The 26,848-nt window shown below is 51.8% G+C and carries 25 protein-coding genes and 1 tRNA gene; 4 read left to right on the top strand and 22 right to left on the bottom strand.

What is annotated here, in order from left to right; translation table 11 throughout:
* Positions 1 to 53: 53 nt before the first annotated feature.
* The 6 genes from hisS to CHH67_RS00105 all read right to left on the bottom strand — a co-directional run bounded on the left by hisS (position 54) and on the right by CHH67_RS00105 (position 6,039).
* Complete coding sequence (gene hisS, locus CHH67_RS00130) at positions 54 to 1,307, bottom strand: histidine--tRNA ligase (RefSeq protein ID WP_095262949.1); 1,254 nt, start codon at positions 1,305 to 1,307, stop codon at positions 54 to 56.
* Positions 1,308 to 1,943: 636 nt separating this feature from the next.
* Positions 1,944 to 2,372, bottom strand: a complete 429-nt coding sequence (locus CHH67_RS00125; protein WP_095262948.1) for a hypothetical protein — start codon at positions 2,370 to 2,372, stop codon at positions 1,944 to 1,946.
* A gap of 58 nt (positions 2,373 to 2,430) precedes the next feature.
* On the bottom strand, positions 2,431 to 2,952 hold the full coding sequence (locus tag CHH67_RS00120; protein ID WP_095262947.1) for a type 1 glutamine amidotransferase domain-containing protein: 522 nt from the start codon (positions 2,950 to 2,952) through the stop codon (positions 2,431 to 2,433).
* 139 nt (positions 2,953 to 3,091) lie between these two features.
* The gene (locus CHH67_RS26055; RefSeq protein WP_155617237.1) at positions 3,092 to 3,259 is read right to left on the bottom strand and encodes a hypothetical protein; all 168 of its coding nucleotides are present in this window, start codon (positions 3,257 to 3,259) and stop codon (positions 3,092 to 3,094) included.
* A 91-nt stretch (positions 3,260 to 3,350) separates the two neighbouring features.
* Positions 3,351 to 3,794, bottom strand: a complete 444-nt coding sequence (gene dtd / locus CHH67_RS00110; protein ID WP_095262945.1) for a D-aminoacyl-tRNA deacylase — start codon at positions 3,792 to 3,794, stop codon at positions 3,351 to 3,353.
* Positions 3,795 to 3,867: 73 nt separating this feature from the next.
* Positions 3,868 to 6,039 (bottom strand): RelA/SpoT family protein, encoded by a 2,172-nt coding sequence (locus CHH67_RS00105; RefSeq protein ID WP_095262944.1) that lies wholly within the window; start codon positions 6,037 to 6,039, stop codon positions 3,868 to 3,870.
* 304 nt (positions 6,040 to 6,343) lie between these two features.
* Here CHH67_RS00105 and uraA point away from each other — a divergent pair, with 304 nt between their 5' ends.
* Positions 6,344 to 7,663: a uracil permease gene (gene uraA / locus CHH67_RS00100; RefSeq protein ID WP_095262943.1), complete on the top strand. Its 1,320-nt coding sequence runs from the start codon at positions 6,344 to 6,346 to the stop codon at positions 7,661 to 7,663.
* Between the two features lie 141 nt (positions 7,664 to 7,804).
* On the opposite strand, the gene CHH67_RS00095 is transcribed toward uraA, so the two are convergent.
* From CHH67_RS00095 to CHH67_RS00070, 6 genes are all read right to left on the bottom strand, one after another.
* Positions 7,805 to 8,323, bottom strand: coding sequence for an adenine phosphoribosyltransferase (locus CHH67_RS00095; protein WP_095262942.1), 519 nt, complete (start codon positions 8,321 to 8,323; stop codon positions 7,805 to 7,807).
* A gap of 27 nt (positions 8,324 to 8,350) precedes the next feature.
* Positions 8,351 to 10,753, bottom strand: coding sequence for a single-stranded-DNA-specific exonuclease RecJ (gene recJ, locus CHH67_RS00090; protein WP_095262941.1), 2,403 nt, complete (start codon positions 10,751 to 10,753; stop codon positions 8,351 to 8,353).
* 53 nt (positions 10,754 to 10,806) lie between these two features.
* On the bottom strand, positions 10,807 to 11,769 hold the full coding sequence (locus CHH67_RS00085) for a cation diffusion facilitator family transporter (RefSeq protein ID WP_095262940.1): 963 nt from the start codon (positions 11,767 to 11,769) through the stop codon (positions 10,807 to 10,809).
* A 225-nt stretch (positions 11,770 to 11,994) separates the two neighbouring features.
* Complete coding sequence (secF, locus tag CHH67_RS00080) at positions 11,995 to 12,912, bottom strand: protein translocase subunit SecF (protein WP_095262939.1); 918 nt, start codon at positions 12,910 to 12,912, stop codon at positions 11,995 to 11,997.
* The gene (secD, locus tag CHH67_RS00075; RefSeq protein ID WP_095262938.1) at positions 12,902 to 14,152 is read right to left on the bottom strand and encodes a protein translocase subunit SecD; all 1,251 of its coding nucleotides are present in this window, start codon (positions 14,150 to 14,152) and stop codon (positions 12,902 to 12,904) included. Before secD ends, secF begins: the two co-directional genes overlap by 11 nt.
* Positions 14,153 to 14,283: 131 nt before the next feature.
* Positions 14,284 to 14,541, bottom strand: a complete 258-nt coding sequence (locus tag CHH67_RS00070) for a post-transcriptional regulator (protein ID WP_095262937.1) — start codon at positions 14,539 to 14,541, stop codon at positions 14,284 to 14,286.
* A gap of 227 nt (positions 14,542 to 14,768) precedes the next feature.
* Here CHH67_RS00070 and spoVB point away from each other — a divergent pair, with 227 nt between their 5' ends.
* On the top strand, positions 14,769 to 16,370 hold the full coding sequence (gene spoVB, locus CHH67_RS00065) for a stage V sporulation protein B (RefSeq protein WP_095262936.1): 1,602 nt from the start codon (positions 14,769 to 14,771) through the stop codon (positions 16,368 to 16,370).
* Here spoVB and CHH67_RS00060 read toward each other — a convergent pair.
* On the bottom strand, positions 16,367 to 17,206 hold the full coding sequence (locus CHH67_RS00060; RefSeq protein ID WP_095262935.1) for a DUF421 domain-containing protein: 840 nt from the start codon (positions 17,204 to 17,206) through the stop codon (positions 16,367 to 16,369). The two genes, spoVB and CHH67_RS00060, sit on opposite strands and share 4 nt — an antisense overlap.
* Before the next feature lie 187 nt (positions 17,207 to 17,393).
* On the opposite strand from CHH67_RS00060, the gene CHH67_RS00055 reads away from it, so the two are divergent.
* Entirely contained in the window at positions 17,394 to 17,783 is a 390-nt protein-coding gene (locus CHH67_RS00055) for a TIGR04086 family membrane protein (protein WP_095262934.1), read from the top strand.
* 70 nt (positions 17,784 to 17,853) lie between these two features.
* Complete coding sequence (locus tag CHH67_RS00050; RefSeq protein ID WP_230875535.1) at positions 17,854 to 18,678, top strand: phosphatase PAP2 family protein; 825 nt, start codon at positions 17,854 to 17,856, stop codon at positions 18,676 to 18,678.
* A 109-nt stretch (positions 18,679 to 18,787) separates the two neighbouring features.
* Here the strand turns inward: CHH67_RS00050 and yajC are convergent, their stop codons facing one another.
* The 9 genes from yajC to CHH67_RS00005 all read right to left on the bottom strand — a co-directional run bounded on the left by yajC (position 18,788) and on the right by CHH67_RS00005 (position 26,757).
* Positions 18,788 to 19,087, bottom strand: coding sequence for a preprotein translocase subunit YajC (gene yajC, locus CHH67_RS00045; RefSeq protein ID WP_095262933.1), 300 nt, complete (start codon positions 19,085 to 19,087; stop codon positions 18,788 to 18,790).
* A gap of 44 nt (positions 19,088 to 19,131) precedes the next feature.
* A complete protein-coding gene (gene tgt, locus CHH67_RS00040; RefSeq protein WP_095262932.1) occupies positions 19,132 to 20,271 on the bottom strand; it encodes a tRNA guanosine(34) transglycosylase Tgt in 1,140 nt (379 codons plus the stop codon).
* Positions 20,272 to 20,291: 20 nt separating this feature from the next.
* The gene (gene queA / locus CHH67_RS00035) at positions 20,292 to 21,323 is read right to left on the bottom strand and encodes a tRNA preQ1(34) S-adenosylmethionine ribosyltransferase-isomerase QueA (RefSeq protein ID WP_095262931.1); all 1,032 of its coding nucleotides are present in this window, start codon (positions 21,321 to 21,323) and stop codon (positions 20,292 to 20,294) included.
* Positions 21,324 to 21,329: 6 nt separating this feature from the next.
* Positions 21,330 to 23,420 (bottom strand): SpoIID/LytB domain-containing protein, encoded by a 2,091-nt coding sequence (locus CHH67_RS00030; protein WP_095262930.1) that lies wholly within the window; start codon positions 23,418 to 23,420, stop codon positions 21,330 to 21,332.
* A 91-nt stretch (positions 23,421 to 23,511) separates the two neighbouring features.
* A complete protein-coding gene (gene ruvB, locus CHH67_RS00025; protein ID WP_095262929.1) occupies positions 23,512 to 24,519 on the bottom strand; it encodes a Holliday junction branch migration DNA helicase RuvB in 1,008 nt (335 codons plus the stop codon).
* Between the two features lie 27 nt (positions 24,520 to 24,546).
* Positions 24,547 to 25,161, bottom strand: coding sequence for a Holliday junction branch migration protein RuvA (gene ruvA, locus CHH67_RS00020; RefSeq protein WP_095262928.1), 615 nt, complete (start codon positions 25,159 to 25,161; stop codon positions 24,547 to 24,549).
* Positions 25,158 to 25,661 carry a crossover junction endodeoxyribonuclease RuvC gene (gene ruvC, locus CHH67_RS00015; RefSeq protein ID WP_095262927.1) on the bottom strand — a complete coding sequence of 168 codons (504 nt, stop codon included), beginning with the start codon at positions 25,659 to 25,661 and terminating at the stop codon, positions 25,158 to 25,160. Before ruvC ends, ruvA begins: the two co-directional genes overlap by 4 nt.
* A 165-nt stretch (positions 25,662 to 25,826) precedes the next feature.
* Positions 25,827 to 26,543: a BofC C-terminal domain-containing protein gene (locus CHH67_RS00010; protein WP_095262926.1), complete on the bottom strand. Its 717-nt coding sequence runs from the start codon at positions 26,541 to 26,543 to the stop codon at positions 25,827 to 25,829.
* Positions 26,544 to 26,683: 140 nt separating this feature from the next.
* A tRNA-Pro gene (locus CHH67_RS00005) sits at positions 26,684 to 26,757 on the bottom strand.
* Between the last annotated feature and the right edge of the window lie 91 nt (positions 26,758 to 26,848).

The raw sequence follows: 26,848 nt of genomic DNA, 5'->3' as shown, positions 1-26,848 counted from the left end.
GGATTCAATTGCTTATATTGTGAAGCCGTGCTGCCTTACAGCAAGCAGCGGCATTACATAAACTCGCGGTACAGCTCCTCAAGCTTCACCGTACGCTGCTCCCCGGTCTCCATCGATTTGACCGCGATCTCGCCCCGGGCCAGCTCATCGTCACCCAGGATGGCGGTGTAGCGGGCCTGAAGACGGTCTGCCGACTTCATCTGCGCCTTCATTTTGCGCCCGAGGTAATCCCGCTCGGCCGAAATGCCGCGGCTGCGGAGATCGTAGATGATTTTGACAATTTCACGCTCCGCCGCTTCACCAAGGGCCACCAGATATACATCCAGCGGCTGCATGCCGGACAGATCCACCTGCTGGTGTTCCAGAATAAGCTGGATACGCTCCAGACCGATGCCAAAGCCGATCCCCGGCTGGTCCGGTCCGCCAATCTCGCCTACGAGCCCGTTAAATCGGCCGCCGCCGCCAACCGTATCGATTGCGCCGATGCCCTGTGCCTTGAACTCAAACGCGGTATGCGTATAATAATCGAGGCCGCGCACAAGCCGCGGGTTAATCTCATATTCGATGCCCATCGCATCCAGATACGATTTCACGTTCTCAAAATGTACGCTGCATTCCTCATCCAGGCTATCGAGAATGGACGGCGCGCCTCCGAACTTGTCCTGATCCTTCTTGCAGTCCAGGACGCGGAGCGGATTGCGGTCCATGCGGGACTGGCAATCGGCGCAGAGACTCTCCTTCATCGGCGTCAGGAATGCCAATAGCTGCTCCCGGTATGCTGCACGCACCGCCGGTGTGCCGACCGAGTTGATCTCGGCCTTGACGCCCTGAAGTCCCAGCTCCTTATAGAACGAGTAGCCAAGCGCGATCACTTCCGCATCGATTGCCGGATCGCTCGATCCAAACACCTCGATCCCAAATTGATGGAACTGGCGGTAACGTCCTGCCTGCGGGCGCTCGTACCGGAACATCGGCCCGATATAATACAGCTTCGTTACATCCGGCTCGCCATACAGCTTGTTCTGCACATACGCCCGAACGACACCGGCCGTTCCTTCCGGACGGAGGGTCATGCTGCGATCCCCTTTATCCTTGAAGGTGTACATTTCCTTCTCGACAATATCCGTGGTCTCACCGACACCGCGCTCAAACAATTCCGTCTGCTCGAAGATCGGAGTGCGGATCTCATGATAGTTGTAGCGCCGGCACAGCTCGCGCGCCTTCTGTTCAATGAATTGCCATTTCTCGACGGTTCCCGGCAGAATATCCTGGGTTCCCGTCGGCTTTTCAAATCGTTGATTCGCCATCGTTCTTCCCTCCATGGGACCTGGATCTGTACACTACAAATCGGCCCCGATTCTCTGAAAATTAAAAAATCTCCCGCCCTGTCGTCTGATCGAAGACAACAGGGACGAGAGATTGTGTAGACATATCACCCGTGGTACCACCCACATTCCGGCCAGAGAACAACAGGCTTCCTATCGCTGCTGTGTTCCAGTCCGCTTAACCGGTTAACGCCCGGCTGTCGCATAACGGCTACTGTCTATCCCACCGGCCTTCCGGTGCTTGCTTCGCCGCCTGTTCTCGGGGAGGTCATTCGTCCATTCATCAAGAGAATCCTTACAGCCTATGGGGATTCCTCTCTGGTCTTGTGGGGATGGAGTACTTGTTCCCGTCATCAAATCAGATATTACTAACTATAGTTTATCCCAAACATTATATTTTTAGATTCTAATCAACCGATCGAATAAAGTCAAGAAGCTGATTCATAAAATGTCGATAAAAAGAAAAAAACCTACAAACCGCGTCTGTAGGTTCAAAATATAGTATATAAAAAGGGGGTCATGCTGTTATTATAGACAGCTTATATTAACAGAACATTGAACGAACATTACAGTTATGTTACAAGAGTGAAAACGGTTTCTCTTGGCCGAATCACCCTGTTAATCGTCCAGCCGCTCGACATACGCGTGATTTTCGCGCAGCTTTTGGACAATTTCCTCGTAGTCTTCATCCTGAACCTTGGCCGACAACACATACCGAAGTTCGTCGTTGTCGTTGCCCATCAAGTCATCCACAGCATCTGCGGTGGCTGGCTCTTGATCCGTCGTCGCTCCGGTTGGCGACGTATCCCGCAGCGGGGCGACACCCATGACAGGTCCGCCGCCAAACACCCCGGTCGTTGCCGATGAACCCCCGCCTCCGGTATTCGTCGTCCACGGCACCAGCGGAACGAGCAGGTTCGTCCGGCTGGAGATCCCTTCCTGCAGGGCACCTACCTCAAGCTGCTCGGTGTTGTAAGCCAGCAGACTTGTTCTTGCCCCTTCGGCATCATCCTCTGTTCTGAAATAGGCTTGAATCAGCTTAGACATGTTCATTCCTCCTTTCATCCGGTAAAAGGATGTGTAATTACCTTCTCATACGCCCTGCTTAAGCGGTGACTTTTTTCAGTGCGTTCAGCAGTTCGCGGACAAAAGCCGGCTCATCCTTCGGGGTGCGGGAAGTGATCAGATTGCGGTCAACCACCACTTCCTCATCCTTGAACTGGCCGCCGGCATTCACCACATCGTCCTTCAGCGGCGGATAAGATGTCAGCGTACGCCCCTTCAACAGATCCGCGCTGATCAGAATTTGCGGTCCGTGACAGATTGCAGCAATCGGCTTGCCTGCACGGTCTGCTTCCTTCACAAATTGAAGGATATTCGGGTCCAGGCGAAGATTCTCCGGAGAGGAACCGCCAGGAATCACCACCGCATCATAATCATTCATGTTGGCATCAGCGATCGCTTTATCTGACGTGTACGTTGCCTTGCCCTGCTTCCCTTTCAGCTCTGTCCCCTGCTTCAGTCCGATAATATCCGCTTCATGTCCTGCATCTTTGACAGCCTCGTAAGGGGTTGTCATTTCGGAGTCTTCAAACTCATTGGCGAGTAGAAATGCAATTTTGCCCATCTGCTAACTCCTCCTTCGACTAGTGATGTTCACATGATGTTATTACCCCATCCGAAATCATTACTAACAGCTGTTTGCAAATCCCGGCCATCATGAAGTGCGGGAGAATTTCTGGTTCCTTGCATTTCAGCTATGCCGTTCAGCTTCGTGGAAGCGATTGGCGGGGACTGCCCTTCTGCATGATATCCCTGTCCGGACTGACCGGTCCAGATGTCAGCCGCGCGAGGCTTGACGTTTCCCTCATGCCGCCAGACCATCCGCCGGCTGCCAGGCTTTGCCACATCGTAAACTTGGGAGATTGCCGCATGAATGCCAGCTCCTTCGAAAGATTGGAGAACCATCAATTGCGCTTTCTTCAGGATGCCCTATTGTTGTCGTCTCCATGCGGAGGATTGCGCTTAAGCCCTGCTGTCGATGATAAGCGTTACCGGCCCCCAGTTGGTTAGCGATACGTCCATCATTGCCCCGAACACCCCGGTCTCCACAACGAGGCCTTTCTCTCTCAGCTCCCGGTTGAATGCTTCATACAGCAGCTTGGCATGATCCGGTCTGGCCGCCGCCATGAAATTCGGCCGCTTTCCTTTGCGGCAATCGCCGTACAAGGTGAACTGGGAGACCGACAGCACAGCCCCTCCCACATCAAGAACGCTATCGTTCATCTTCCCGTCGGCATCTTCAAAAATCCGCAGGCCTGCCACCTTATCCGCCACATATTTTGCATCCTTCTCCTCATCCTCATGCGTGACGCCTACGAGCACCATCAACCCTTCTCCAATGCTGCCTACCGTCTCATGACCTACGGTCACCTTCGCATTCTTGCATCTTTGAACAACGACTCTCATCTCATACCTACTCCTTTGCACAAAAATATAGCGGCCTGCCTTCCCACTTAAGGAACGCAAACCGCATGGCTGTTTACTGCATAATCCGATGGACGGTGTACACATCCTTCACACGTTTGATCCGCTCCACTACCGCGTGGAGATGATCGGTGTTCCGGATCAGGATCGTCATATGAATCATCGCCATCTTGTTTTTGTCCGAGCGGCCCGTCACCGCCGAAATATTCGTCTTGCTCTCAGATACAGCCTGAAGCACCTCGTTGAGCAGCCCGTTCCGGTCGTGACCGGTAACCTCGATGTCGACACTGTAATTCGCTTCAACTGAGGATTCCCACTCTACCTCAATGACGCGCGCTGCATCCTCCCCTTCGATGACCGAAGGAAGATTCGTACAGTCCGAGCGGTGGACCGATACGCCCCGTCCGCGGGTAACATAGCCGACAATATCATCGCCTGGGACCGGGTTGCAGCAGCGGGCAAAACGGACGAGCAAGTTATCAATGCCTTTGACCCGCACACCGTTGGTCGGACGGCTGCGTTTCTCCGCAGGCTTGATCTCCTTCATCTCCGACGTCAGCTCAAGCTGGCTGGCTTCCTCCTGCTCTTTGCGAAGCTTCTCGGTGATTTTCGTACAGATCTGGGCGGCGGTAATGCCGCCAAAGCCAACGGCGGACAGCATGTCTTCAATATCGTTAAAGGCAAACTTCTTGGCTGCCTCCAGCAATTTGTCGTCTGTCATCCATTCCGAAACTTCAAGGCCGAGTCGCTTGAGCTCACGCTCCAGCATTTCACGCCCCTTCTCCACATTCTCTTCCCGCTTTTCCTTCTTGAACCACTGCTTGATCTTGCTGCGGGCATGCGAGGATTGCGCAATCTTCAGCCAGTCCTGGCTGGGGCCGTAAGAATGCTTGGAGGTCAAGATTTCCACGATATCGCCGGTCTTCAGCTGATGATCCAGCGGCACGATTCTGCCGTTGACCTTCGCTCCAATCGTGCGATTGCCAACCTCGGTATGAATCCGGTAGGCAAAATCGAGCGGTACCGAGCCAGCCGGCAATTCAATGACTTCCCCCTTCGGCGTAAACACAAATACGAGATCCGAGAAAAAGTCCATTTTAAGCGATTCAACGAATTCGGAGGCATCCTTCGTTTCATGCTGAAGCTCCAAAATTTCGCGGAAGAACGTCATCTTGTTGTCGAAATTTCCGGCGGCGGTTCCTTCTTTGTAAGCCCAGTGGGCCGCAATCCCGAACTCCGCCGTGCGGTGCATTTCCCATGTCCGAATCTGCACTTCGGTCGGCTCCCCATTCGGACCGACGACGGTCGTATGAAGCGACTGATACATATTGGTTTTGGGCATGGCAATATAATCCTTGAACCGCCCGGGCATCGGCTTCCACAAGGTGTGAATGATTCCGAGTGTGGCATAACAATCCTTGATGTTGTCGACAATAATCCGGATTGCAAGCAAATCATAGATTTCGTTGAACTGTTTGTTCTTTACGGTCATTTTTTTGAACACGCTGTAGATATGCTTGGGTCTGCCGGACAGGTCTGCGGAAATCCCCATTTCGTCCAGCTTCTCTTGAATACAGACAATGACGTTATCAATGTACTGCTCACGCTCCGCCCGCTTCTTGTGCATCAGATTAGCAATCCGATAATACTGCTGCGGGTTCAGATAGCGAAGCGCAATGTCCTCCATTTCCCATTTGATCGCGGATATACCGAGACGATGGGCAATCGGACAGAAAATTTCCAGCGTTTCATAGGAGATTCGGCGCTGGCTTTCCTCCGACTGATACTTTAGGGTTCTCATATTGTGCAGCCGGTCAGCCAGCTTGATTACGATGACGCGGATGTCCCGGGCCATCGCAATGAACATCTTGCGGTAGTTCTCATTCTGCTGCTCTTCCTTCGACCTGAACCGGATGCGTTCAAGCTTGGTCAGACCATCCACCAGCATGGCGCAGGTCTCACCGAAGCGCTCGCGAATTTCTTCGAGAGAAACCGTCGTATCCTCCACAACATCGTGGAGCAGAGCAGCTATGATCGACAACGTGTCCATCTGCATGTTGACCACGATGTCTGCAACCGCAAGCGGATGAAGAATATAAGGTTCTCCCGACTTTCGCACTTGCCCGTGATGGGCCTGCTCCGCAAATTCGTACGCTTCCTGGATGCGGAGAAGATCGGGTTCTTTTATATAGGCGCCGGCCTTTTCGAGTAATCGCTCTATGCCCATTTTCGAGTCCTTCTCTTCCCTTTCTATATAAAATGGAACCCGCCCTTTGTCTAAACGTGCAGGTTCCCTTATCAATTTGGTTTTCCTATCATTATGACGCTTAACCCTGTTTACGTCAACCGTACGCATACTGGGAGGTTCTGTTGATTTACCCTTATTCTCTCGAACTAAATTTGCAGGATCAAGCCGATCTTTTCGGTTTTTGTAAAATCCTCTCTTGAAAAAACGAACAATAGTATTTAATCTAGTAAAGATCGTACGCGAACGGTCTATATTTAAAGTCCTATAAGAGGAGTGGAATAACTTGCAACGCGAAATTCAGGTAGATGAAAAGCTTCCGTTTGGCCCGGGCTTTCTGCTGAGTCTTCAGCATCTGTTCGCCATGTTCGGAAGCACTGTGCTCGTTCCGAACATTTTCGGTGTAGATCCCGGCATGATTCTGTTGATGAACGGGATTGGCACCCTTCTTTATATTTTTCTGTGTAAAGGAAAAATACCCGCTTATCTCGGATCCAGCTTCGCCTTTATCGCTCCGGTAGGCCTCGTGCTTGTCGATGATCCGGGTGCGAACTACGGAAAGGCGCTTGGCGCCTTTATCATAACCGGACTGATCTTCTGTGCCGTCGCCTTAATCGTCAAATATGCCGGCACCCGCTGGATCGATTTTGTGTTTCCGCCAGCCGTCATGGGCGCGATCATCGCCATGATTGGACTCGAATTGGTGCCGGTAGCGGCTGATATGGCCGGTTTCCTGCCTCCGTCAGATCCCGTGCAAGCCGAAACATGGGCCATGAACCCGAAGACGGTGACGATCGCGCTTGTCACACTTGGCGTCACTGTGCTCGGTGCGGTATTATTCCGCGGATTCCCGAAAATCATCCACATCCTGATCGGCATCGTGGCTGGTTATGGCCTTTCTTTTGCTCTCGGGGAAGTGGAAGTTGAGAAAATAACAAGTGCTAGCTTCCTGTCGTTCCCGACAGTGACAACTCCGGTATTTGATATAGCAGCGATTCTGACCATCATTCCGGTTTCCATCGTGGTCATCGTCGAACATATCGGACACCTGCTCGTCACAAGCAACATCGTTGGCAAGGATCTGTCCAAAAATCCGGGACTGCACCGCTCGCTGCTTGGCAACGGGATTTCGACGGTGCTGTCCGGCTTTGTTGGCTCAACGCCCAACACCACGTATGGTGAGAACATCGGAGTGATGGCGTTGACCAAGGTCTACGCGATTCGCGTGATCGCTGGCGCAGCCGTCATTGCGATCCTGCTGTCGTTCTCGGGAACGTTCTCTGCGATCGTGGCTAACATTCCCCGTCCGGTGATGGGCGGCGTGTCCCTCCTGCTGTTTGGCGTCATCGCCGCATCGGGTCTGCGGATCTTCGTCGAGCAGAAGGTGGACTTCTCCAAAGCCAGCAACATGATCCTGGCTACGATCGTCCTTGTAGTCGGCATCAGCGGAGTTACGTTAAAGTTTGGCAATGTCGAGCTTAAAGGAATGGCTTTATCCACCATCGTTGGTGTTGCGCTGGCTCTGCTCTTTAAAGTATTCGAAATTACCGGCCTTTCCAACGAGAAGAATAACGAACAGCCGATTGTTGAGATAATACCGGATTAAGCTGTACACCGCAGGCTTCATCCGCGAAAGCCTGCATATGCAAAAGCGCGAGCTGAGGGAGCAATTGCCCCTTCACTCGCGCTTTTTTATGTTGCTGCATGGATTCATGAATGATTGATTCATGAATTAATTCAGTTGAAATTAGTGATCGTACTTCATCAGCGTGAATACGTCCACTCCCGGCATTTTATCCCGGCCCTTCAAATCTTCAAGCTCGATCAGGAATGCAGCGCCAACCACATTGCCGCCAAGCTTGCGGATCAGGTTCACCGAGGTGGAAATCGTTCCGCCTGTAGCCAGCAGATCGTCGGCAATCAGAACGTTTTGCCCTTCTTTAACCGCGTCGACATGCATAGCAAGCTTATCTTTGCCGTACTCCAAATCATAATCCGCTTCGATTGTTTCATACGGCAGCTTTCCACTTTTGCGAATCGGTGTGAATCCAACGCCAAGCGCATAAGCGAGCGGCGCTCCAACAACAAAACCACGAGCTTCCGGTCCAGCGATCACGTCGATTTTCAGATCACCTACCATCGTCTTCAGTTCCTCGATCGCCTTCCGGTACGCCTCCCCGTTCATCAACAGCGTCGTAATGTCCTTGAAGCTGATCCCCGGCTGCGGGAAATCCGGGATAACACGAATGTACTCTTTAAAATCCAAACTAATCTCCTCCTGTACAATTAACGGCTAAGAAACACCTTTAGAGCGGGACATCATCCAGTGGGTTAATTGCTTCGTATCGGCGTGCAGCAGATGCTGCTCCATCTCTGCAAGCTCGCTCAGCTCCCGGAAATGACGGGAGGCATCCAGCGGCTTCTTCTCGGGCTTCGGGATAAACGTGACCAGCCCTTTGGAGCGCTCGATAAACACAAGCTCCTCAAAAACATCCAGCACCTTCGCAAGCATTCGGGAAGACAGCGCCGTCTTCTGGCGAAGTCTTGCAATGACTTCATTCTCGGAAACCGGGGATGCGGCCATTCCAGCCAGCAGGATATACAGCTGTTTGAACTGATCCCGGCTTGGAATGAGCAGCTTCTCCCTTGGCATCCGGGTCGGATGAACCAAAAATATATTCGGAACGGACTGGAAGACGGTCAGCAGCGTTTGAAGCTGTTCCGCCGTCTCCGGTACATCCAATACGAACAATACGGAAATGTCATCAGCGCCGTGTTCTTCGGCAGCGTCATTATCCGGCAAAACGCCAGCATTTCTATCATATACCCAAAGGCACATCTCATACAATTGGCTTTTTATTTCCGGATGCGATTCCCTCGTGTACACGATGGCGCTCCGGTGAGCCGGACAGCGTAGATGCGGCTCCAGCTCCGTTCTCCAGCGTTTTATTTCCTCGACAGGCTGCTGTATCCCCCGATAATCAAATACTTGCCGATACGGCGCGCTGATGTCCTGCAGCATAAGCTGTGTCTTGCGGCTGCCGTTCCATTCGTTAATGGATAGCTCTCCCAGCACATCGACCTTGGTCCCCTCCGGCAAAATATCGGCGAGATGCCCCATCCCGAAGGAGATGGCGTCCAGGTGCTCCTGATTTTGCTGAAGCCGCAGCTTCAGATGCTTGCCTTCCTTGCCGATCTTCTTCGCTTCCTTCACCATCGCTTCCCGGATGATGATCTTCGGCACGGCATTGGCCATCCCGAACGGCCCAAGCTGATCCAACTGCTCGATCACTTCAATCGTCACATCCGAGATGGTGCATTCCGCATCCGCTTCGCATACCGGCACGAAATGCTCTTCCCGAAGCACCTGGCCTGCAAAATCATGCAGCCCTTGCTCAAAGGCAGCAAGCTGATCGCGATGAAGACTCATGCCTGCAGCCGAAGGGTGGCCGCCAAAATGGTCCATCGAATCCCTGCAGGCACATAACGCTTCGTATATATCAAGTCCAGGGATGGAGCGGGCAGATCCTTTGCAATTGCCTGTCTCTGGATCAATGCCAAGCACGACGACAGGCCGGTAAAATCTCTCCAATATTTTGGAGGCGACGATGCCCACAACACCAACATTCCAGCCTTCACCGGCGACGACTATAACAGGAGGAAGTTCTCCTGCTCCATATCGTTCCCCAATCATGCCAAGCGCTTCCTGAACGATCAGCTCAACTACCTGCTGCCGCTCCTTGTTCAGTCCGTCCAGTTCCCAGGCCAGCCGGTCTGCGTCCTCCGGGCTCTCCGTCGTCAGCAGCGTCACCGCTCTTCCTGCATGGTCGAGCCGCCCGCTGGCATTGATGCGTGGAGCCATCGAAAATGCGATGTTGACGGCATTGACTTTATCGACCTCCACCCCGCCCACTTCAAGCAGGCTGCGGATGCCGACAAACCGGGTCTGTCTCATTGAATCAATGCCATGCTTGACCAGTATGCGATTCTCCCCGATCAGCGGCATCAGGTCGGCAATGGTTCCAATCGCAACAATTTCCAGCCACTCCTTGGGCGGGTCCCCCAGCAATGCCTGGGCCAGCTTATAGGCAACACCCACACCAGCAAGTCCTTTGAACGGATATGGACAGGTCGGAATTTTCGGATTGATCAGCGCATAAGCCTCCGGCAATTGCTCAGGCGGCTCATGATGATCGGTGACGATAACATCAATACCAAGCTGATTCGCATACGCGATCTGGTCCACGGCACTGATGCCTGTGTCCACGGTAATAATCAGGCTCACTCCCTGCTGATGAGCCCAGTCCAGCGCATGATTATGTAGCCCGTATCCTTCATTGGAACGATGAGGAATATAAATATCGTATGAAGCCCCTAGATGGCGCATCAAATGGACCATCAAGGATGTGCTCGACACGCCGTCGGCATCATAATCCCCGTAGATCAGTATGTGCTCTTGATCCTCCAGCGCTTTTCGAATGCGCGGAACCGCCTCAGCCATCCCCTGCATCAGGTACGGATCATGACTATGTTCAAGAGAGCCATTCAGAAATTGGCGCCCCTCCTCGGAATCACGAATCCCCCGCCCAGCCATTAATGCTGCTACAAACGGAGACACCGACAACTCCTTGGCCAGCATACTCGCGGTCTGCATTTCCGGCCGCTGCACCTGCCACTTATATTTGGAAAACAACAATTTAGACTCACCTTCCTTCCTGCCTTCTCCCAGCGGTCTGAATGGATCTGATGTCACTGCGGCAATGTTGGCAGATCATTATCCATCAGATCAAAATTGGTTTTGTAGGGATAGCCAGGGTCGTAAGGAACGACGATCACTTTCGTTTCGGTTACCCGGGTAAAACGATGCATCAACAGCTTGCGGATTCGCTCCGCAATTTCGTTGGCCTCAAATACGGTAATTCGAGGATTAACGCTGATTTTTACATCAATGCTGATCTGCTTGATTTGTCCGAACTCCTGTACCTTCAGATCTTCCACGGTAATGACTCCGTGTACGCGCTGAATGGTGTCCATGAACTCGTCTTCAAATTCATGCCGGGCTTCCTTGACCAAAGTTCCGTAAACCGAACGAACAATCAGTATATAGCCTTTTCGTACAACAAGCAATGCAACGATGATTGCCGCAATGGAATCCATGTACAGCAGACCAGACCACTCAAAATAGCCTCCAGCCATTGACAAGGACACCCCGATAATGACCGTTAATGAGGAATAAAGACCGTACCGATGGTCTTCGGACAGCGTGACCCACGTGCGGTCATTATGTTTTTTGAACTGATGATATTGAAAAAGGAAAAATGCCTCGTTCACCGCCAGGGAGATCACGCCCGCAATTAAAACCCACCGGTCCGGCGCGGCCGGATTGCCCGTGGAGATCTCCTGCACCGCCAGAACAACCAGCTGCAAGCCCCCCATGATCAGGAACACCGCAATTAGTATCGGAATAATAAACTCCGTTCGTTCCGCAGACTTCCTGTTTCTCCAGCGGCCTTTACGGCTCGGACGTTCAAGGTTCGTCCATCGGTCCGCAAGCAGCGACATCGCAGTAGCTGCCGAGTGCATAGCATCTGCAATCAGCGCCTTGCTGCCCATCAGAAACCCGACGGCCCCTTTGACGATGGCAAGTGCCAAATCGCTGAAAATCCCGGTCCAGACAACCTTCTCAGTCGTATTTATATGTTCTTGACTCAATTGTGGCCCCTCACTTTCGCGTCGTCACCATTCATCAACATACATGCTAACTTAAGACAACCCCACAAAAAAGAGGTTTAGCTTCGAGTTCATTCAGGTACTTTGCGGGGACCCCGGGAATGAACCTCCATATTGATCCTTATAATGTTTAGAAAGCCGCGTCGCCAGCGACGCGGCTTTCCCGGGTATAAGTTCATTTCTTCAAACTACAGCAACATCCGTCGCTTAAACCTCGATTTTGTCCTTGTTCGGCTTCGGAGCCTTTGGTTTGTTGCTTACATTACGTCCTTTCAGTGTCAGCCACAGCGGGCTGGCAATGAAGATCGAAGAGTAAGCCCCGAATGCCAGACCGATACAAATCGCCAGCGAGAACATTCGGATCGACTCGCCACCAAGCAGAAGCATGAAGAAGGCGGCGATGAACACGGACAAAGCCGTAAAGATAGAGCGCCATAGCGTCTGGGCCAAACTTTTGTTCACCAGATCTTTCAGATCAGCGTATCGCTTGATTTTGGCAAATCTCAAATTCTCACGAATCCGGTCAAAGATAACGATCGTATCGTTGATCGAATAACCGATAATGGTAAGCACCGCAATGATGAAGGTCAACGATACCTCAAGGCCGAGAATGGAGAAGATACTGATCACGACAAATGCATCATGCAGCAGCGCAACGATGGCTGCAATCGCAAACCGCCATTCAAAACGAATGCTGACATAGATGATAATCCCGATGCTGGACAGCAGCACGGCATAGATCGCATTGCGGCCAAGCTCCTTCGCCATCTCGGGATCTACCGTGTTGATCTCAAAGGTAGCTTCCGGGTCCAATTTCTCGACACCAGCTTTAAGCTGCAGATCCTGTTCCTCGGCCAACACTTCGCTAAAGCGGACATTTACCCGGTCGTTGCCCGGGGTAATGCTTGCCCCTTCGGAGATACCGACTTCTTCAAGAACAGACTGAATCTGCTCGGTCGTCACCGGCTGCGAGAATGCCATGTCCACGTTCGAGCCGGAACGGAAATCGACGCCATAGTTAAGTCCGCGCGTCAACAGAAACAGAAGACCAACAATCGTGATGACGATGGAAATGATATAGAAAATTCTGCTTTTGCCTACGAAGTCATATTGTTTAAAGCTCACGAATGTCACGCTCCTTTACGCCGTAGTGGCTCGGTTTGCTAGCCCAACCGATATTCACAAGCAGGTTGAGCAAGAAGCGGGAGAAATATACGTTCGTGGCAATACTTACGATAATCTCCAGAATCAATACAAGCGCAAATCCTTTGACCGCACCGGTACCGAACGCGAACATAACCGACGCTACTAGAATTGTGGTCAGGTTAGAGTCCATAATCGCACGCAGTGACGACTTGCCTCCGGCCTTAACTGCAGAGGATACCCTTTTGCCGGTCTTGATCTCTTCCCGGATGCGTTCATAGGTAATGATATTAGCGTCAACCGCCATCCCGATCCCGAGTATAAGTGCCGCAATCCCCGGAAGCGTTAAGGTGAAGTCTGCCAATACAAAGATAAGAATCAGCAGCCAGGTGTGCAGAATCAGCGCGAAGCTGGCCAGCAATCCTGGTACCCGGTAGCGGAGAATCATAAATAGTAGGATAGCGATCGATGCAATGATGCCGGCCTGCAGTGTTTTGTTAAGCGACTGCATGCCGAGCGTAGCCCCGACACTCTGGGAATACTTCTCTTCAAGCTTGAGCGGCAGCGCACCAAGATTGATTGTGTCCCGAATCTCCTTCGCTTCATCAAGCGAATAGGAGCCGGTGATCTGTGCACTACCATCAGTCAGAATTGCGTTAACCGTAGGTGCGGACAGCATCGTGTCGTCCATAAAGATCGCAAGCTCCCTGCCGAGAAGCCGCCCCGTAATTTCAGCAAATTTCGCTTTGTCCTTCACTTTAATATCGATTACAGGCTGGTTCAATTGGTTATAGGAAATGGAAGCACCGTTCTCAACAAAATCATCACCACGAAGCTCGATTTTGCAGAACTCTTGTCCTTCTTCACAACCATCGTTACTTCTAAACGTGAGGTTCGCAGGTTCTTTCATCGTCTTCCGAACCTCGGCCTCATCGGTTACGCCGGCAACCTTAAGCCGAATCCGGTTCGATCCTTCCGGCGTGACTTCCGGTTCGGTCGTTCCTAACGCGTCTGCACGCTTCTGCAGGCTTTTTGCTGTTTCTTGAAGCGCTTCAGGTGTCACCTGTTGTCCTTCCATCAGCGGCTGCGCTTCATAGAGGATTTCAAATCCGCCTTTCAGATCCAATCCCAGGCGGACATCTTTCAGCAAGCCCGGAGTTGTAACGGCCATTAAAATAGTGATACCGAGTACGGTAGCGATGAAACTGATGATTCTTTTCATGCCGTTCCTATTTCCCCCTTTTTACTCAATATTCCTATTATAGCTATGTCATATAACCCAGTCAATTTATCAAAATTTGTCGCTGTATCGCAATATCCCTGTTGACCGCAAGGGAAAAGGGACCTCTTCCACTATCCGAAAGGAGATCCCTTATATGCTGATATTGTCATATAATTCATAAGAGCCGTCGCCTTCAATGATAGAATATCATTCACTAGCTTGTGTAAAGAGGGGAGTCCATCCTTCTCATACTTGCTGCTGACACAGTTCCATATATCTACTGTTGTCACATATTCGTAACCGATTAGCCGAAATTCCTCGACCTTGCTTTGACATATCATATCAATGGTACGCATCAATTCTTCGCTGTTCATGTCCACCGGTTCCATCCCTATTACCTCCTCCCTGTTGCCTACCTAGAATACTTTCGACTGAAAACGCCACACTCCTTCTTTTCGCAGCGTGCTTTCACAAAAAAGTAAAGTCATTAGAATGGACAGGTTAGGCATATCCATAAGAGTAACCAAAGTGGACAGTCCTTGTAAAGGCAACCGTTCTGGAAGTTTTTGCGCCAGAGGCCACGCCGTATTTAAATAACCAGGGAGTGGGATGGACAGTGACGAAGCAATCTTTTATTAAAGGGACCCTTATCTTGCTGGCCGCCGGAATCTTGAACCGTCTGCTGGGCTTCATTCCCCGCATCGCCCTGCCTCGGATCATCGGTCCGGAAGGGGTCGGCATTTATCAACTGGGATACCCCTTCTTTATTGTACTGGTCACGATCATTACGGGTGGAATTCCTTTGGCTATCGCCAAGATGGTCGCAGAAGCTGAAGGGGCAGGCAAGCCGGATGCCTCCAAGCAAATTTTGCGCGTCAGCCTGACTTTGACGGTTACGACCGGCGCTTTATTCATGGGGCTCAGCCTGGCGCTGGCACCATGGGTAACGACGGTGCTGCTTCCGGACGAGCGTGTATTCCAAACCTTTGTGAGCATGACCCCCATGATGATCATCATCGCCGTGTCGGCTGTGTATCGGGGTTACTTCCAGGGCAAACAGAATATGATTCCTTCTGCCAGCTCCTCGGTCATTGAAACGATTGTGAGAATAATTTGCATGCTATGGTTTGCCCATCTGCTTATGCCCAAAGGGATTGCTTACGGTGCAGCCGGGGCGATGCTCGGAACCGCTGTCGGCGAACTGATTGGCATGATCGCGATTTTGCTTCAATACTTCGGTGATGATCGCAAGCGATCCAAGCTGTCCCCTCAACAGCACGCGGTTCAGCCTGCCGACGCCAAGCCTGAAGCAAGCGAGCCGGGTAGACACATCCTCAGGCGTATGCTGGGCATCGCTCTTCCGGTGACCGGCGGCAGAATGATCGGCTCCTTCTCCTATCTGCTGGAGACGATTCTGACGAACAGAAGCCTCGCCCTGGCCGGCATCGCTACCGGTATCGCAACCGCACAATACGGCGCACTGCAAGGAATGGCCATCCCGCTCCTGCTTCTACCCGGAGCGATGGCCATGTCGCTGGCCACTTCGCTCGTTCCTTCCTTATCGGAAGCTGCGGCACGCGACGACCGGGCGACGATTCATAAACGGATGAATCAGGCGCTCAGGCTAGCGCTCGTCACCGGCGCTCCATTCGCTACCATTATGTACGTGCTGGCAGAACCGCTATGTTTGCTGTTATATAACAATAAAGAGGTTGGCACCATGCTGAAGCTGATGGCTCCGTTCGCCCTGTTCATCTACGTACAGGCTCCCTTGCAGGCAGCCTTGCAGGCACTGGACCGGCCGGGTAGGGCCTTGATCAATACGTTGACGGGCGCTGTCATCAAGATGGGTCTGATCGTCTATCTGGCGTCGAATCCGGCCTTCGGCATTCGTGGAGCGATCATCGCCATTATCGTGAACAGTATAGCCGTTACGATTCTGCACGGCATCAGCGTATCCCGGTTAATCGGGTTCCGTTTCCGCTTTCTGGATTACATCAAAACAGCTGCCGTCATGCTGATCATGGGTTCAGGCGTACTGTATGCTTATCGTCATCTCCCCTTTGCCAATATGAACTGGCTCCAGTTTCTCCTGGCCACGGCATGTGGAATTTTGATGTATCTTTTGTTGATTTTCATCACACGCTTGGTCACCTTGCGTGATCTGGAGCGCATGCCGCTGATTGGCACCTGGCTGAATGACCGAAAATCCCGTTAATTCGTTTTCTTGCGGTCAATATAAAATTGCCCTTTATGGTCAACGGAGCACAGGAACACGTCCTCAAACTTGTCGGCGCCCCCCTCCCTGATTCGATCTTTCAACCAGGAGCGCGACTTCTTAAGAATCTTCAAGTTCTCATCCTGCACTTCACCATCCAGAATTAACGGAATGGGGAGTCCCTGTGTGGACATCAAGTCATAAGGGATTTCAATGGGTTCTTCTGTATTGATCACCGACGAAGACCCGCTCGGTTCGCTGTCGCCGGAATGGGAACTGTCCTTGGAGCCTGATTCAGAATCGGAACTTGAATTGGTGTTAGAGCCAGCGCGGGAACTTGTGTCTGAGCTGGCGCTCGAGCGGGAGGTCTTGTCCTTATCCACGGAGTCCTTGCGGATGACGGTCAATTGTCCCGATGTTTCCAGTATGGCAAAATCCACGTCTGCCAGGCTGTCGATATCCTTTCCTCGCAACTGCAGCATCAAATCGTCCAGATTGTATCGCAGTCTGGCCATTTCCCGGCGGTGCAGCTGACCATTGGAGACGATAATGCTCGGCCTTCCGTCCACAAATGTTCTCAGCTTGCGACTTTTCAGACTGAAATAGGCCAGACCTACCTGAATCGTCACGAGCACGGCGATAGGAGCCAGACCATGCCAGATCGGTTTATTCACATCATCCAGGACAAACACCGCAATTTCGGCAATCATGATGGAGATAACCAGATCAAAAATCGACAGTTTACCGATTTCCCGTTTTCCCATAATCCGCATCGTAACAAAAATAACGGCATACATCAGAATCGTTCGCAAAATCAGATTAAGCATATAAGGCATTGGTTTTCCTCCTGGTCGATCTACTCATCCGTTGTACGGACCCGCTGTCAATTCAAGAGATCCTGGGAGTTTGTATCCTGGAGCAGATACGTATTTTTTCATGTGCAGAGCCTGTTTTGTTTGTACTATCTGTACAGGCTTGGCCATACAATGTGTAGTAATCAAGATTCGTTAAGGGGGCTGATTCATGGAACCGATCCGTCGCATTTTCACGATCAGGATCACCAATCCGATTCTGTCAGGGCTGCTTCATTCCTACTTGTGGATGCTGCTTGGCGCGCTTGTGCTATCCCTCCTGCTATGGGGCAGCGGACTTGCAGAGGATGATCTGTCTTTTTACACCTTTGTTGTACATGCCGTGGCTGCTTTTATCGGTGGCTGTGTCAGCGGCAAGCGTGCGGGCAGCAGAGGCTGGTATTATGGATGCCTTACAGGCCTCATGTATGGAATTCTGCTGCTGATCATAGGCTTCCTCGCCCTCAATAGCTCCATTTCCCTGGGCGATCTGACATTGCTGCTTTCGGTTTTTGTTGCCGGAACGATCGGCGGAATGTTTGGTGTTAATTTAAGTAAATAATTTGTTAATATTCTTTCCGAAACCTGTGATAGACTATTCTGGTGTTTTCGGGAAGAAAGGAAATGATGTATTGCTGTATCAATCTATGACTGCCATTGCGTTACTCACATCCATCAATGTTGTACTTCTGCTCTGGATGGGTACACAGCGAAATCCGGTTTACGTGTTTCTGGGCATTGCACGCGAGTTGTTCTCTTCCATGCGATATTTGCTCCTGCTTGCAGCACTGGTCTCGATTTTCCTGTTGAACTATTTGGAACAGCAGCTGGAGGCTTTGTTGGTAGCCAGCAGGCTGGACTTTACTCCTTGGGTATTTCAGCTTGAAGGGGCGTTTGTTCAGTCGGTTCAGCATCTCTTTCATGCTCCCTGGCTGACGCCAGTGCTGGTCTACTTTTACATCACCGTATTTCAGGCGCTTATTATCGGTTCTTTCGGTGTGTATCTGTTCCAGCGAAATCATCAGTTCGCTTATGCCACAGGCTATGCTGTTTTAATCAATTATGTGGTGGCGATGCCATTCTATCTGTTTTTCCCTGTTCACGAGACATGGAACTTCGAGCCTGCTGGGGTTTCCTTTTTCATGCTGGAAGCATTCCCTGATTTTGAAGCCGTATACCGGCCTTTGTCTGGACTCGACAACTGCTTTCCAAGCCTACATACCTCCTTGTCCATTACGATGGCGGTACTGGCTGCTCGGTCGGGAAATAAGATTTGGATGCTGATCACCAGCATCAGCGCAGCGATTATTGTGTTCAGTATTTTCTATTTGGGCATTCACTGGCTGACAGACATGATCGCGGGAACAATGCTTGGGGTGATGGCTGCATCGCTTGGTGTCTACTTCGGGGAACTGACCATGCGGAAAACAGCGGCTGCTCCAGCTATGAATTTCTAGTATGTTACTTGGATGCGGGCATTATGCACACGTAAACAAACAAAGACCGATTCCATATAGGAACCGGTCTTTGTTTTGTTATAAACCGCCACATAATGTGCAGCGCAGATTATGTATCAGAGCCGACACTATGGCTGATCGAGTTGCGGTCAAACGTCAGCTTTGTGACATCGTTTACTTTCAATACCACAATATCATCGGTAATTTCCACAATCGTACCGTGAAGGCCTCCAATCGTCACGACCTTGTCCCCTTTTTTCAGGGCACTCAGCATCGCCGTACGAGCCTTCTGTTTCTTCTGCTGTGGACGAATAAGCAGAAAATAAAACACAACAAACATCAAGACGAACGGAAGGATCATCCCAAGGATGCTTCCACCCGGTGCTGCCTCTCCTGCAAGTTCAAACATATCTTTCCCTCCTTTCATAACCCCCTAGTGCATACCATGCACCATTAAAAACCTTTTTCATTATCATGCAGGCCGTACTTATCAAAAAACTCATCGCGGAAATCAAGCAGACGGTCCTCCATAATGCTTTGACGCACATTGCGCATCAAATTCAGCAAGAAATGCAGATTATGGTAGGTGGTCAGCCGAAGCCCAAACATCTCGTCGCTCTTAATCAGATGACGGAGATAAGCGCGCGAGTAGTGACGGCAGGTATAGCAGTCACACTCCGGATCCAACGGTCCAAAGTCCCTGGCATATTGAGCATTGCGAACGACAAGACGGCCTTGACTTGTCATCGTTGTCCCATTGCGTGCGATTCGGGTTGGAAGCACACAGTCGAACATATCCACACCTCGAATGGAGCCCTCAATCAACGCATCCGGTGATCCGACCCCCATCAAGTAACGAGGCTTGTTGTCCGGTAGCAGGGGTACCGTGTAATCCAGCACTTCATACATGATCTGCTTGGATTCTCCCACACTAAGTCCACCAATAGCATAACCCGGAAAATCCATGGAAGTCAAATCGCGCGCGCTTTGGCGGCGCAGGTCTTCATACATGCCGCCCTGAACGATAGCGAACAGAGCCTGATCCTCTGGACGGGCATGGCTTTTCAAGCATCGTTCCGCCCAGCGCGACGTCCGTTCTGTCGATTGCTTCACATAATCATATTCCGCCGGATATGGCGGGCACTCATCAAAAGCCATCATAATATCCGAGCCAAGCGCATTCTGAATGTCCATGGCGACCTCAGGCGAGATAAACAGCTTGTCCCCATTCAGATGGGAGCGGAAATGCACGCCTTCTTCGGAGATTTTACGCATCTCAGCCAGGCTGAATACCTGGAAGCCTCCGCTGTCGGTGAGAATCGGACGATCCCAGTTCATAAATTGATGAAGCCCGCCGGCCTCTTTTACAATGTCATGTCCCGGGCGGAGAAACAGATGATACGTGTTGCTCAATATAATCTGAGCATCCATCGATTTCAGTTCCTCAGGACTCATGGATTTTACTGTAGCAAGCGTTCCGACCGGCATAAATGTCGGCGTTTCGATAATTCCGTGCGGGGTATGCACCCGTCCGAGTCTGGCGCCGGATTGCTTGCAGGTCTTGATGTGTTCATAAGTAACAGCTGGTGCCATTGTGATATTCAACCTCCGAATTAGTAAATAAACATCGCGTCGCCGAAGCTGAAGAAGCGGTATTCCCGCTCTATGGCCTCCTTGTACGCCTTCATAATATGCTCCCGTCCGGCCAAAGCGCTGACCAGCATCACCAGTGTTGATTTCGGAAGATGAAAATTCGTAATCAGCGCGTCAACGACAGTAAAGGTATACCCCGGATAGATAAAGATATCCGTCCAGCCGCTGCTTTCTTTAAGCGGGCCGCCGGCACATTGATTCCCGACCGTCTCCAGCGTTCTGCAGGAGGTCGTACCTACAGCAACAATTCGTCCACCGCGCTTCTTCGTTTCATTCAGCAAATCCGCCGTTTCCTGGGACATCATATAGTATTCTTCATGCATGACGTGGTCTTCGACCCGATCAACGGACATTGGCCGAAACGTCCCGAGTCCAACATGCAGCGTGATGAATGCAATATCCACGCCTTTACCACGAATCTGCTCCAGCAGCTCCTCCGTGAAGTGGAGGCCGGCCGTTGGGGCAGCCGCAGAGCCTTCATGACGGGCATATACGGTCTGATAACGGTCGCGGTCTTCAAGCCGTTCCTTGATGTAAGGAGGAAGCGGCATCTGACCCAGCTCATCCAGGATCTGCTGAAAAATTCCCTCATAGGCAAAAGACAGCGTCCGTGCGCCCATATCGCCTTCTTGCTCGATCACAGCCTTCAGCTTTCCACCGCCAAAGGAGATGACACTCCCTTGGCGCAGCTTTTTCCCCGGCTTCACCAAAGCTTCCCAGCGATCTCCCTCCAGATTCTTCAGGAGGAGCACCTCCGCTTTCGCACCGGTGTCCTCCTTCTCTCCAAATAGCCGGGCTGGTATCACCTTGGTATCATTCAATACGAGGGTGTCACCCGGGTTCAAATCATTCAGAATATCAGCAAACACCTGATGTTCAATCCGGCCTGTCGCTTTGTTCAGCGTCAGCAGCCGGGACGCGCTGCGGTCAGGCAGCGGTGTCTGCGCAATTAAATGTTCAGGTAGATCAAAATCATACAAGTCCACGTTCATTCGAAGTCATTCCTTTGAAATAGTTACGTTGCGGTAATAGTGTTGCAGTATCTGCTTATAATCATACCCTTGGTCAGCCATCCCCTTGGCGCCCCATTGGGATAAACCTAGACCGTGCCCATTGCCTCTGCCAATAAACTTAAAGCGCTGGGTATTGTCAACGATGCGGGCCTTTCCTTCGCCATTCAGCACCGTCGTCCCTGCTCCTCTGACTGGCCCCGTCCCGCTGGCGGAGATAACCGAAACAGTCTGACCGGCAGAAACGGTCGTGGCCGCGCCATTTGCGCCCAATACAGTATAGCTTCCTGTCGGCTCAATATCAAACATCGTGCTTGGCAAGCCGTTCAGTGCCGAGCGATATAGATCCGGATATCTAACTTCCAGCAGCTGGCCGTTGGCTCTGACCTTTAACACCCGGCCGGAAGGGCCACGCTCGACAACCTCAAGAGATGTGATGCTGGCCGGAAGCGAACCGGTCACCCTTCCATTCAAGGAAGATACCAACTGCTCCGAAGTAAAGGGACCTCGAATCCATTCATAACTGTTAGACTCCGCCACAAGCTCCAGCACGACAGCGGTGTCTCCCGGATTCAACCGGGCAACAGGCTCAGCACTCGATTGAATCAAGGGCAGTGGGCGAACATTCGTATTATTCGCGGTTACCGTCATGTAAGGAAGCCCGGCTAGCGTAGTGTTGCCGGTCAGCTTAACGTTATCTTCCCGCACATATCCGGTGATCCCGCTCGGAAGCACGACATGGTACCAGGAATGCAGCTCAGCCTGCGCTGAAGCATCTCCCGGACTTTCTACCGCACCGAATGTAGGATTGGCATTCCCCCATACTTCCAGCGGATCGGCACTCATGCCGCCGCTGTTGGAGGAGAATACGGCTTCCACCAGTCTCCCATTGCTCAGCAGCACTTCGCCCGCAGTGGCGTCAACCGCCTGAATGATCGACGGATACTCATAGGAGGTTCCATAATAGGCCTGGCTTAGGGTAGTATCTACCACATTCGCAACTTGAAACTTGTTCCCTTGGAATAGCGCATAGCTCCGGGCAGCGACGGCCTGGGCCTTTAGAGCCTCTGCTCCCCATGACGAAGGCACCTCTGCGCCGACGACAGAGTATAGATACTCCTGCAGCGGAAGCTCGTTTACCAGGTACAGTTGACCGTTATGGCTGCCAATCTCGACGGCCCCCCGGTAAGTGCGTTCAGAGCGTTCCTTCACCTGCGTGCGTGACCCTGCGTTGCCTTGTATCCACAGCTGGCCGTCTCCGGCGAGGGTGTAGTGTTCAACCAGTTGAAGACTGTCCAGATTAAGCGAAGCATCCTGTCTCAGGATCAGTCCATGCGTTCCGGCACGTACGGCCTGCAAAGCTGCAGAAGACGCTCTGCCTGCTTCGCTCTGAACAGCAGCCAAGTCCGCCTGGTTCGCAGCTTCACCAACCCATACCTCATAAGCCTTCCCGGCTCCCACCGGCACAATCACTGTGAAGGCTTCGAGTCCCGCATCTCGATATGCAAGACGGACAGCATCCGCCTCGGCTGCAGAACTGAACTGGCCTGCCGTCAAATGAAGTCCACCCTTCACCATCGGATTTTGCCCGTTCAAATACGCGGCCGCCGTCTGTGCCACCCTTGAAGCGGCATCTCTTGCTGCCTGCTCGCTGGCGTACATACCAGTATAGAGCTGATACACCCGCCCTGCGCTTGTGCTGTCTACATAGAGCAGCGGCTTATCATTCGTTCCCTGCAGCTTCTTGGCTGCCTCCGAAGCCACTCGCCAATCCGCCGTCTCCAGCACCTTGACTCTAAATCCGTCAATGCTGAAGCGCGCCTGTCTTCCCGCAGGCAGAAGCGCCAGTTCTTGTCCGCCTGAAGCTTTGATAGAAGCCGTCATGGCTGTCTCCGGCACTAAAGTCACAGCATTCGTTGTTGAGCGATAAGTGCTGCCAAGATCCAAAAACATCGCCACTCGAATGGAATCCGTTCCGGCCGCATCAGCTGCCGGGCTCTGCCATACCCCTCCTACCAGGGTTAAGGCCAGCAATCCTTTAACGCACCATCCCAGTGCTTGTTTCCAATTTCGTTTCATTTATTTCTCCTCCTGACCCTATATCCGTGTACGTATGATGACGTTCGTGTTACGCATAACAATCGAATTCAGCAGGGACGTAAAAGATGCATTATCGCCGATCCTCCGGCATTGGCACACCTAAGTGCTGGTAAGCTTGAGGAGTCACTACGCGGCCGCGCGGCGTCCGCTGAAGAAACCCGATCTGGAGCAGGTACGGCTCATATACGTCCTCAATCGTCTGGCTTTCCTCACCAATGGTTGCCGCAATCGTATCTAGACCGACCGGTCCCCCGCGAAAGCTGTGAATCATGGCGTTCAGCATTTTATGGTCAATCAGATCGAGCCCCCTCGGGTCCACCTGGAGCATCTTGAGCGATTCCTGTGCAATATCCGGCGTGATCATGCCGTCGCCTCGCACCTGGGCATAATCGCGCACCCTCTTCAGCAATCGGTTGGCGATACGCGGAGTTCCCCGGGATCTTAAAGCAATCTCGGTTGCAGCATCGCCCAGAATCTCAATGCCCAGAATGTCCGCGCCCCGGGAAACAATATAACTGAGCTCATCGACCGAATAAAATTCAAGCCGGCTGACAACGCCAAAGCGGTCCCTCAATGGAGCAGAAAGCAGCCCCGCTCTTGTTGTCGCCCCGATCAATGTAAATGGCGGAAGGTCAAGACGCACGGAACGGGCGCTCGGGCCTTTGCCAATCATAATATCCAGCGCAAAATCCTCCATCGCGGGATACATAACCTCCTCCACCGTGCGGTGAAGGCGGTGAATCTCATCGATAAACAGCACGTCTCCCTCCTGCAGATTCGTCAGCAGGGCAGCGAGATCGCCTGGCCGCTCAATGGCCGGTCCGGACGTGGTGCGCAGACTAACGCCCAGTTCGTTGGCGATGATGTTAGCCAGCGTCGTTTTCCCGAGACCAGGCGGTCCGTAGAGCAGCACATGATCGAGTGCCTCCTTGCGCATTTTGGCCGCTTCAATATAAATTTTGAGGTTCTCCTTGACCTGGTTCTGTCCAATGTATTCAGCCAAATAACGGGGACGAAGGCTAAGCTCCACCGCTTGGTCCTCCATCATTAAATTGGCGGTAATAATTCGATCATCCATCTGTTAAGCTCCTTCCTGCCGGGCCAGTTAGCCGGCATACAACAGCTGAAGCGCCCGCTTCATCAGCACGTCCACAGAGTCGTTCATGCCTGCGGAGTCCTTGATGGATAGCCACACCTTGTCCAGCTCTCCGTCCGTATAGCCCAGCGCCTTCAGACCTTCACGGGCCTCCATCCAGGCTGAGCTGTCTTCAGGCTGCATTTCCTGTGGCGCAAACAGACCCGTTGTAAATGCCGCATTTCCGAAACCCTCCAGCTTGTCCTTCAAATCCAAAATCATGCGCTGCGCCGTTTTCTTACCAATCCCCGGCAGCTTAACAAGAAATGATATATTTTCTTGATAAATAGCAGATACCACATGATCCGGTGAACCGCCGCCCAATATGCCGAGCGCTACGCGCGGACCGATGCCGGATACCTCGATCAGCTTTCGAAACAGCTTCTGCTCTTCCCGTGTTGGAAACCCGAACAGCAAGATGGCGTCCTCACGAACATGCTGATGGGTGTAGACCGTTACAGTCCCTTCGGTTTTGGCAAAAGCATAAGGATTCGGACAAAACACCTGATAACCGATCCCCTGCACATCAACCACAATATATTCACTTTCCAAATAGGCCACCTGGCCTCGCAAGTAATCCATCATTTTCGCAATACCTCATTTAACTTGGAATTGAGCGTGTAGGAATGGGCATGGCAGATCGCAACAGCAAGCGCGTCCGCCACATCATCCGGCTTTGGAACACTTTGCAGCTTCAGGAACATCCGCACCATCTCCTGCACCTGCTTCTTCTCGGCTTTACCATAGCCTACAATCGCCTGCTTGACCTGCATCGGGGTATACTCGGCCACAGGCAATCCCTTCTGGACAGCAGCAAGAATGAGGACGCCCCGAGCCTGAGATACTGCCATGGCCGTCGTGACATTGCGGTTAAAAAACAGCTTCTCAAACGCCACCGCCTCAGGTTCATACTTCTCAATCAACTGGAGCATCCCTTCATAGATGAGCTGCAACCGCTCCTCTTCCGGCGTGTGCGCCTCCGTCTGAATACTTCCATACTGTACCGGCGTCACTTTGCTCCCGACTTTATCTACAAGACCGAAACCGACAATAGCCAGCCCCGGATCAATGCCTAATATACGCAAACCAACCTCTCCTCTGAAGCGAACATATGTATTCGTCCTCCCATTATAACAAAAGATTGGCTGTTCGTTGAGGAAAAACTTTTAACGATCGGCAAACAGCGCACATTCCCCGAACGCACAAAAAAAGCCCGGGAACATTCCCGGGCTTTGCGAAACCCATCCGCGCTATGGTGCAGGGCTCATCACATTTTCGGCCTGATCGCGCGCATAATCGCTGAAGGTGGACAGCACGCTGTTATACTCATCAATGTCTTGAATACGGATGCCTTCCTCAAGCTGCTTGATGACCCCTTTCGGAAGCGAGGACTCCATCGAACCGATATCCAATTGAAAAAAGGTGCGGAGCACCTTCTCCTCCTCTGGCGGCCCGTCAAACAGCGTTAGATTCCCATTGGCATCGACACTCATGTAAGCCTGCCTTTTGCATTCCGGCGAGAGGTCCGAAATGCTGCGCTCCAGCCACACTTCGCCATCATCATTGATCCGCCCCTGCCATTGCGGATTTTTATTTAACAGTTCGTAAATGCTGTCCGCATTCAAACGGCCTAGTTTTTGCTCTTCCACACCGCAAACGTATGTGGTCTTCAGATGTACCTGACGTTTCACTTTAGATTCATTAAGCTGCTGCATAAATTCCCGTTGCTTTTCGTCAAGCTCTGCCTTATGCTGTTGTTCTTCCTCACTTTGCAGAACATGTAAAGTTTCGATTGCAAGCGGACCTTCCGCACGAAATTCCGTGAGTAGATTGGTCATCTGCTCTTGAAGATTCTGCCCAGACCATGCCGCCACACCGAAGAGCAAGAGGATCAGACATGTCCAGATCGCTCTTCTCCAGCGTCTCCAACGTTTTCTAAACAGCTTTTTAATACGAAAAACACTCAAGGTTATCCCCTTCTATCCGATGTTTTTCATATTGTGGCCTGGCAGTTCTTAAAATATTCAGCAGATTCCACCTTTCAGTCCATTGCAGCAAAAAAAGAAAACCGTTTCCCAATGAACTTGGGCAAACGGCTTTCGATGAATCGGGACGACACGATTTGAACATGCGACCCCCTGGTCCCAAACCAGGTGCTCTACCAAGCTGAGCTACGTCCCGATAAAATAGATGAGAGAATGCTAGATTCCAGAAGTCACGAAATTCATTATAAGCACATAATAGGGTGAAGTCAATCATTCGCAACTTAAAA

The sequence above is a fragment of the Paenibacillus campinasensis genome, assembly GCF_002272015.1.
Lineage (GTDB): Bacteria > Bacillota > Bacilli > Paenibacillales > Paenibacillaceae > Paenibacillus_AQ > Paenibacillus_AQ campinasensis.
The sequence above is the reverse complement of the archived record's forward strand: the minus strand, read 5'-3'. Positions and strand labels throughout refer to the sequence as shown.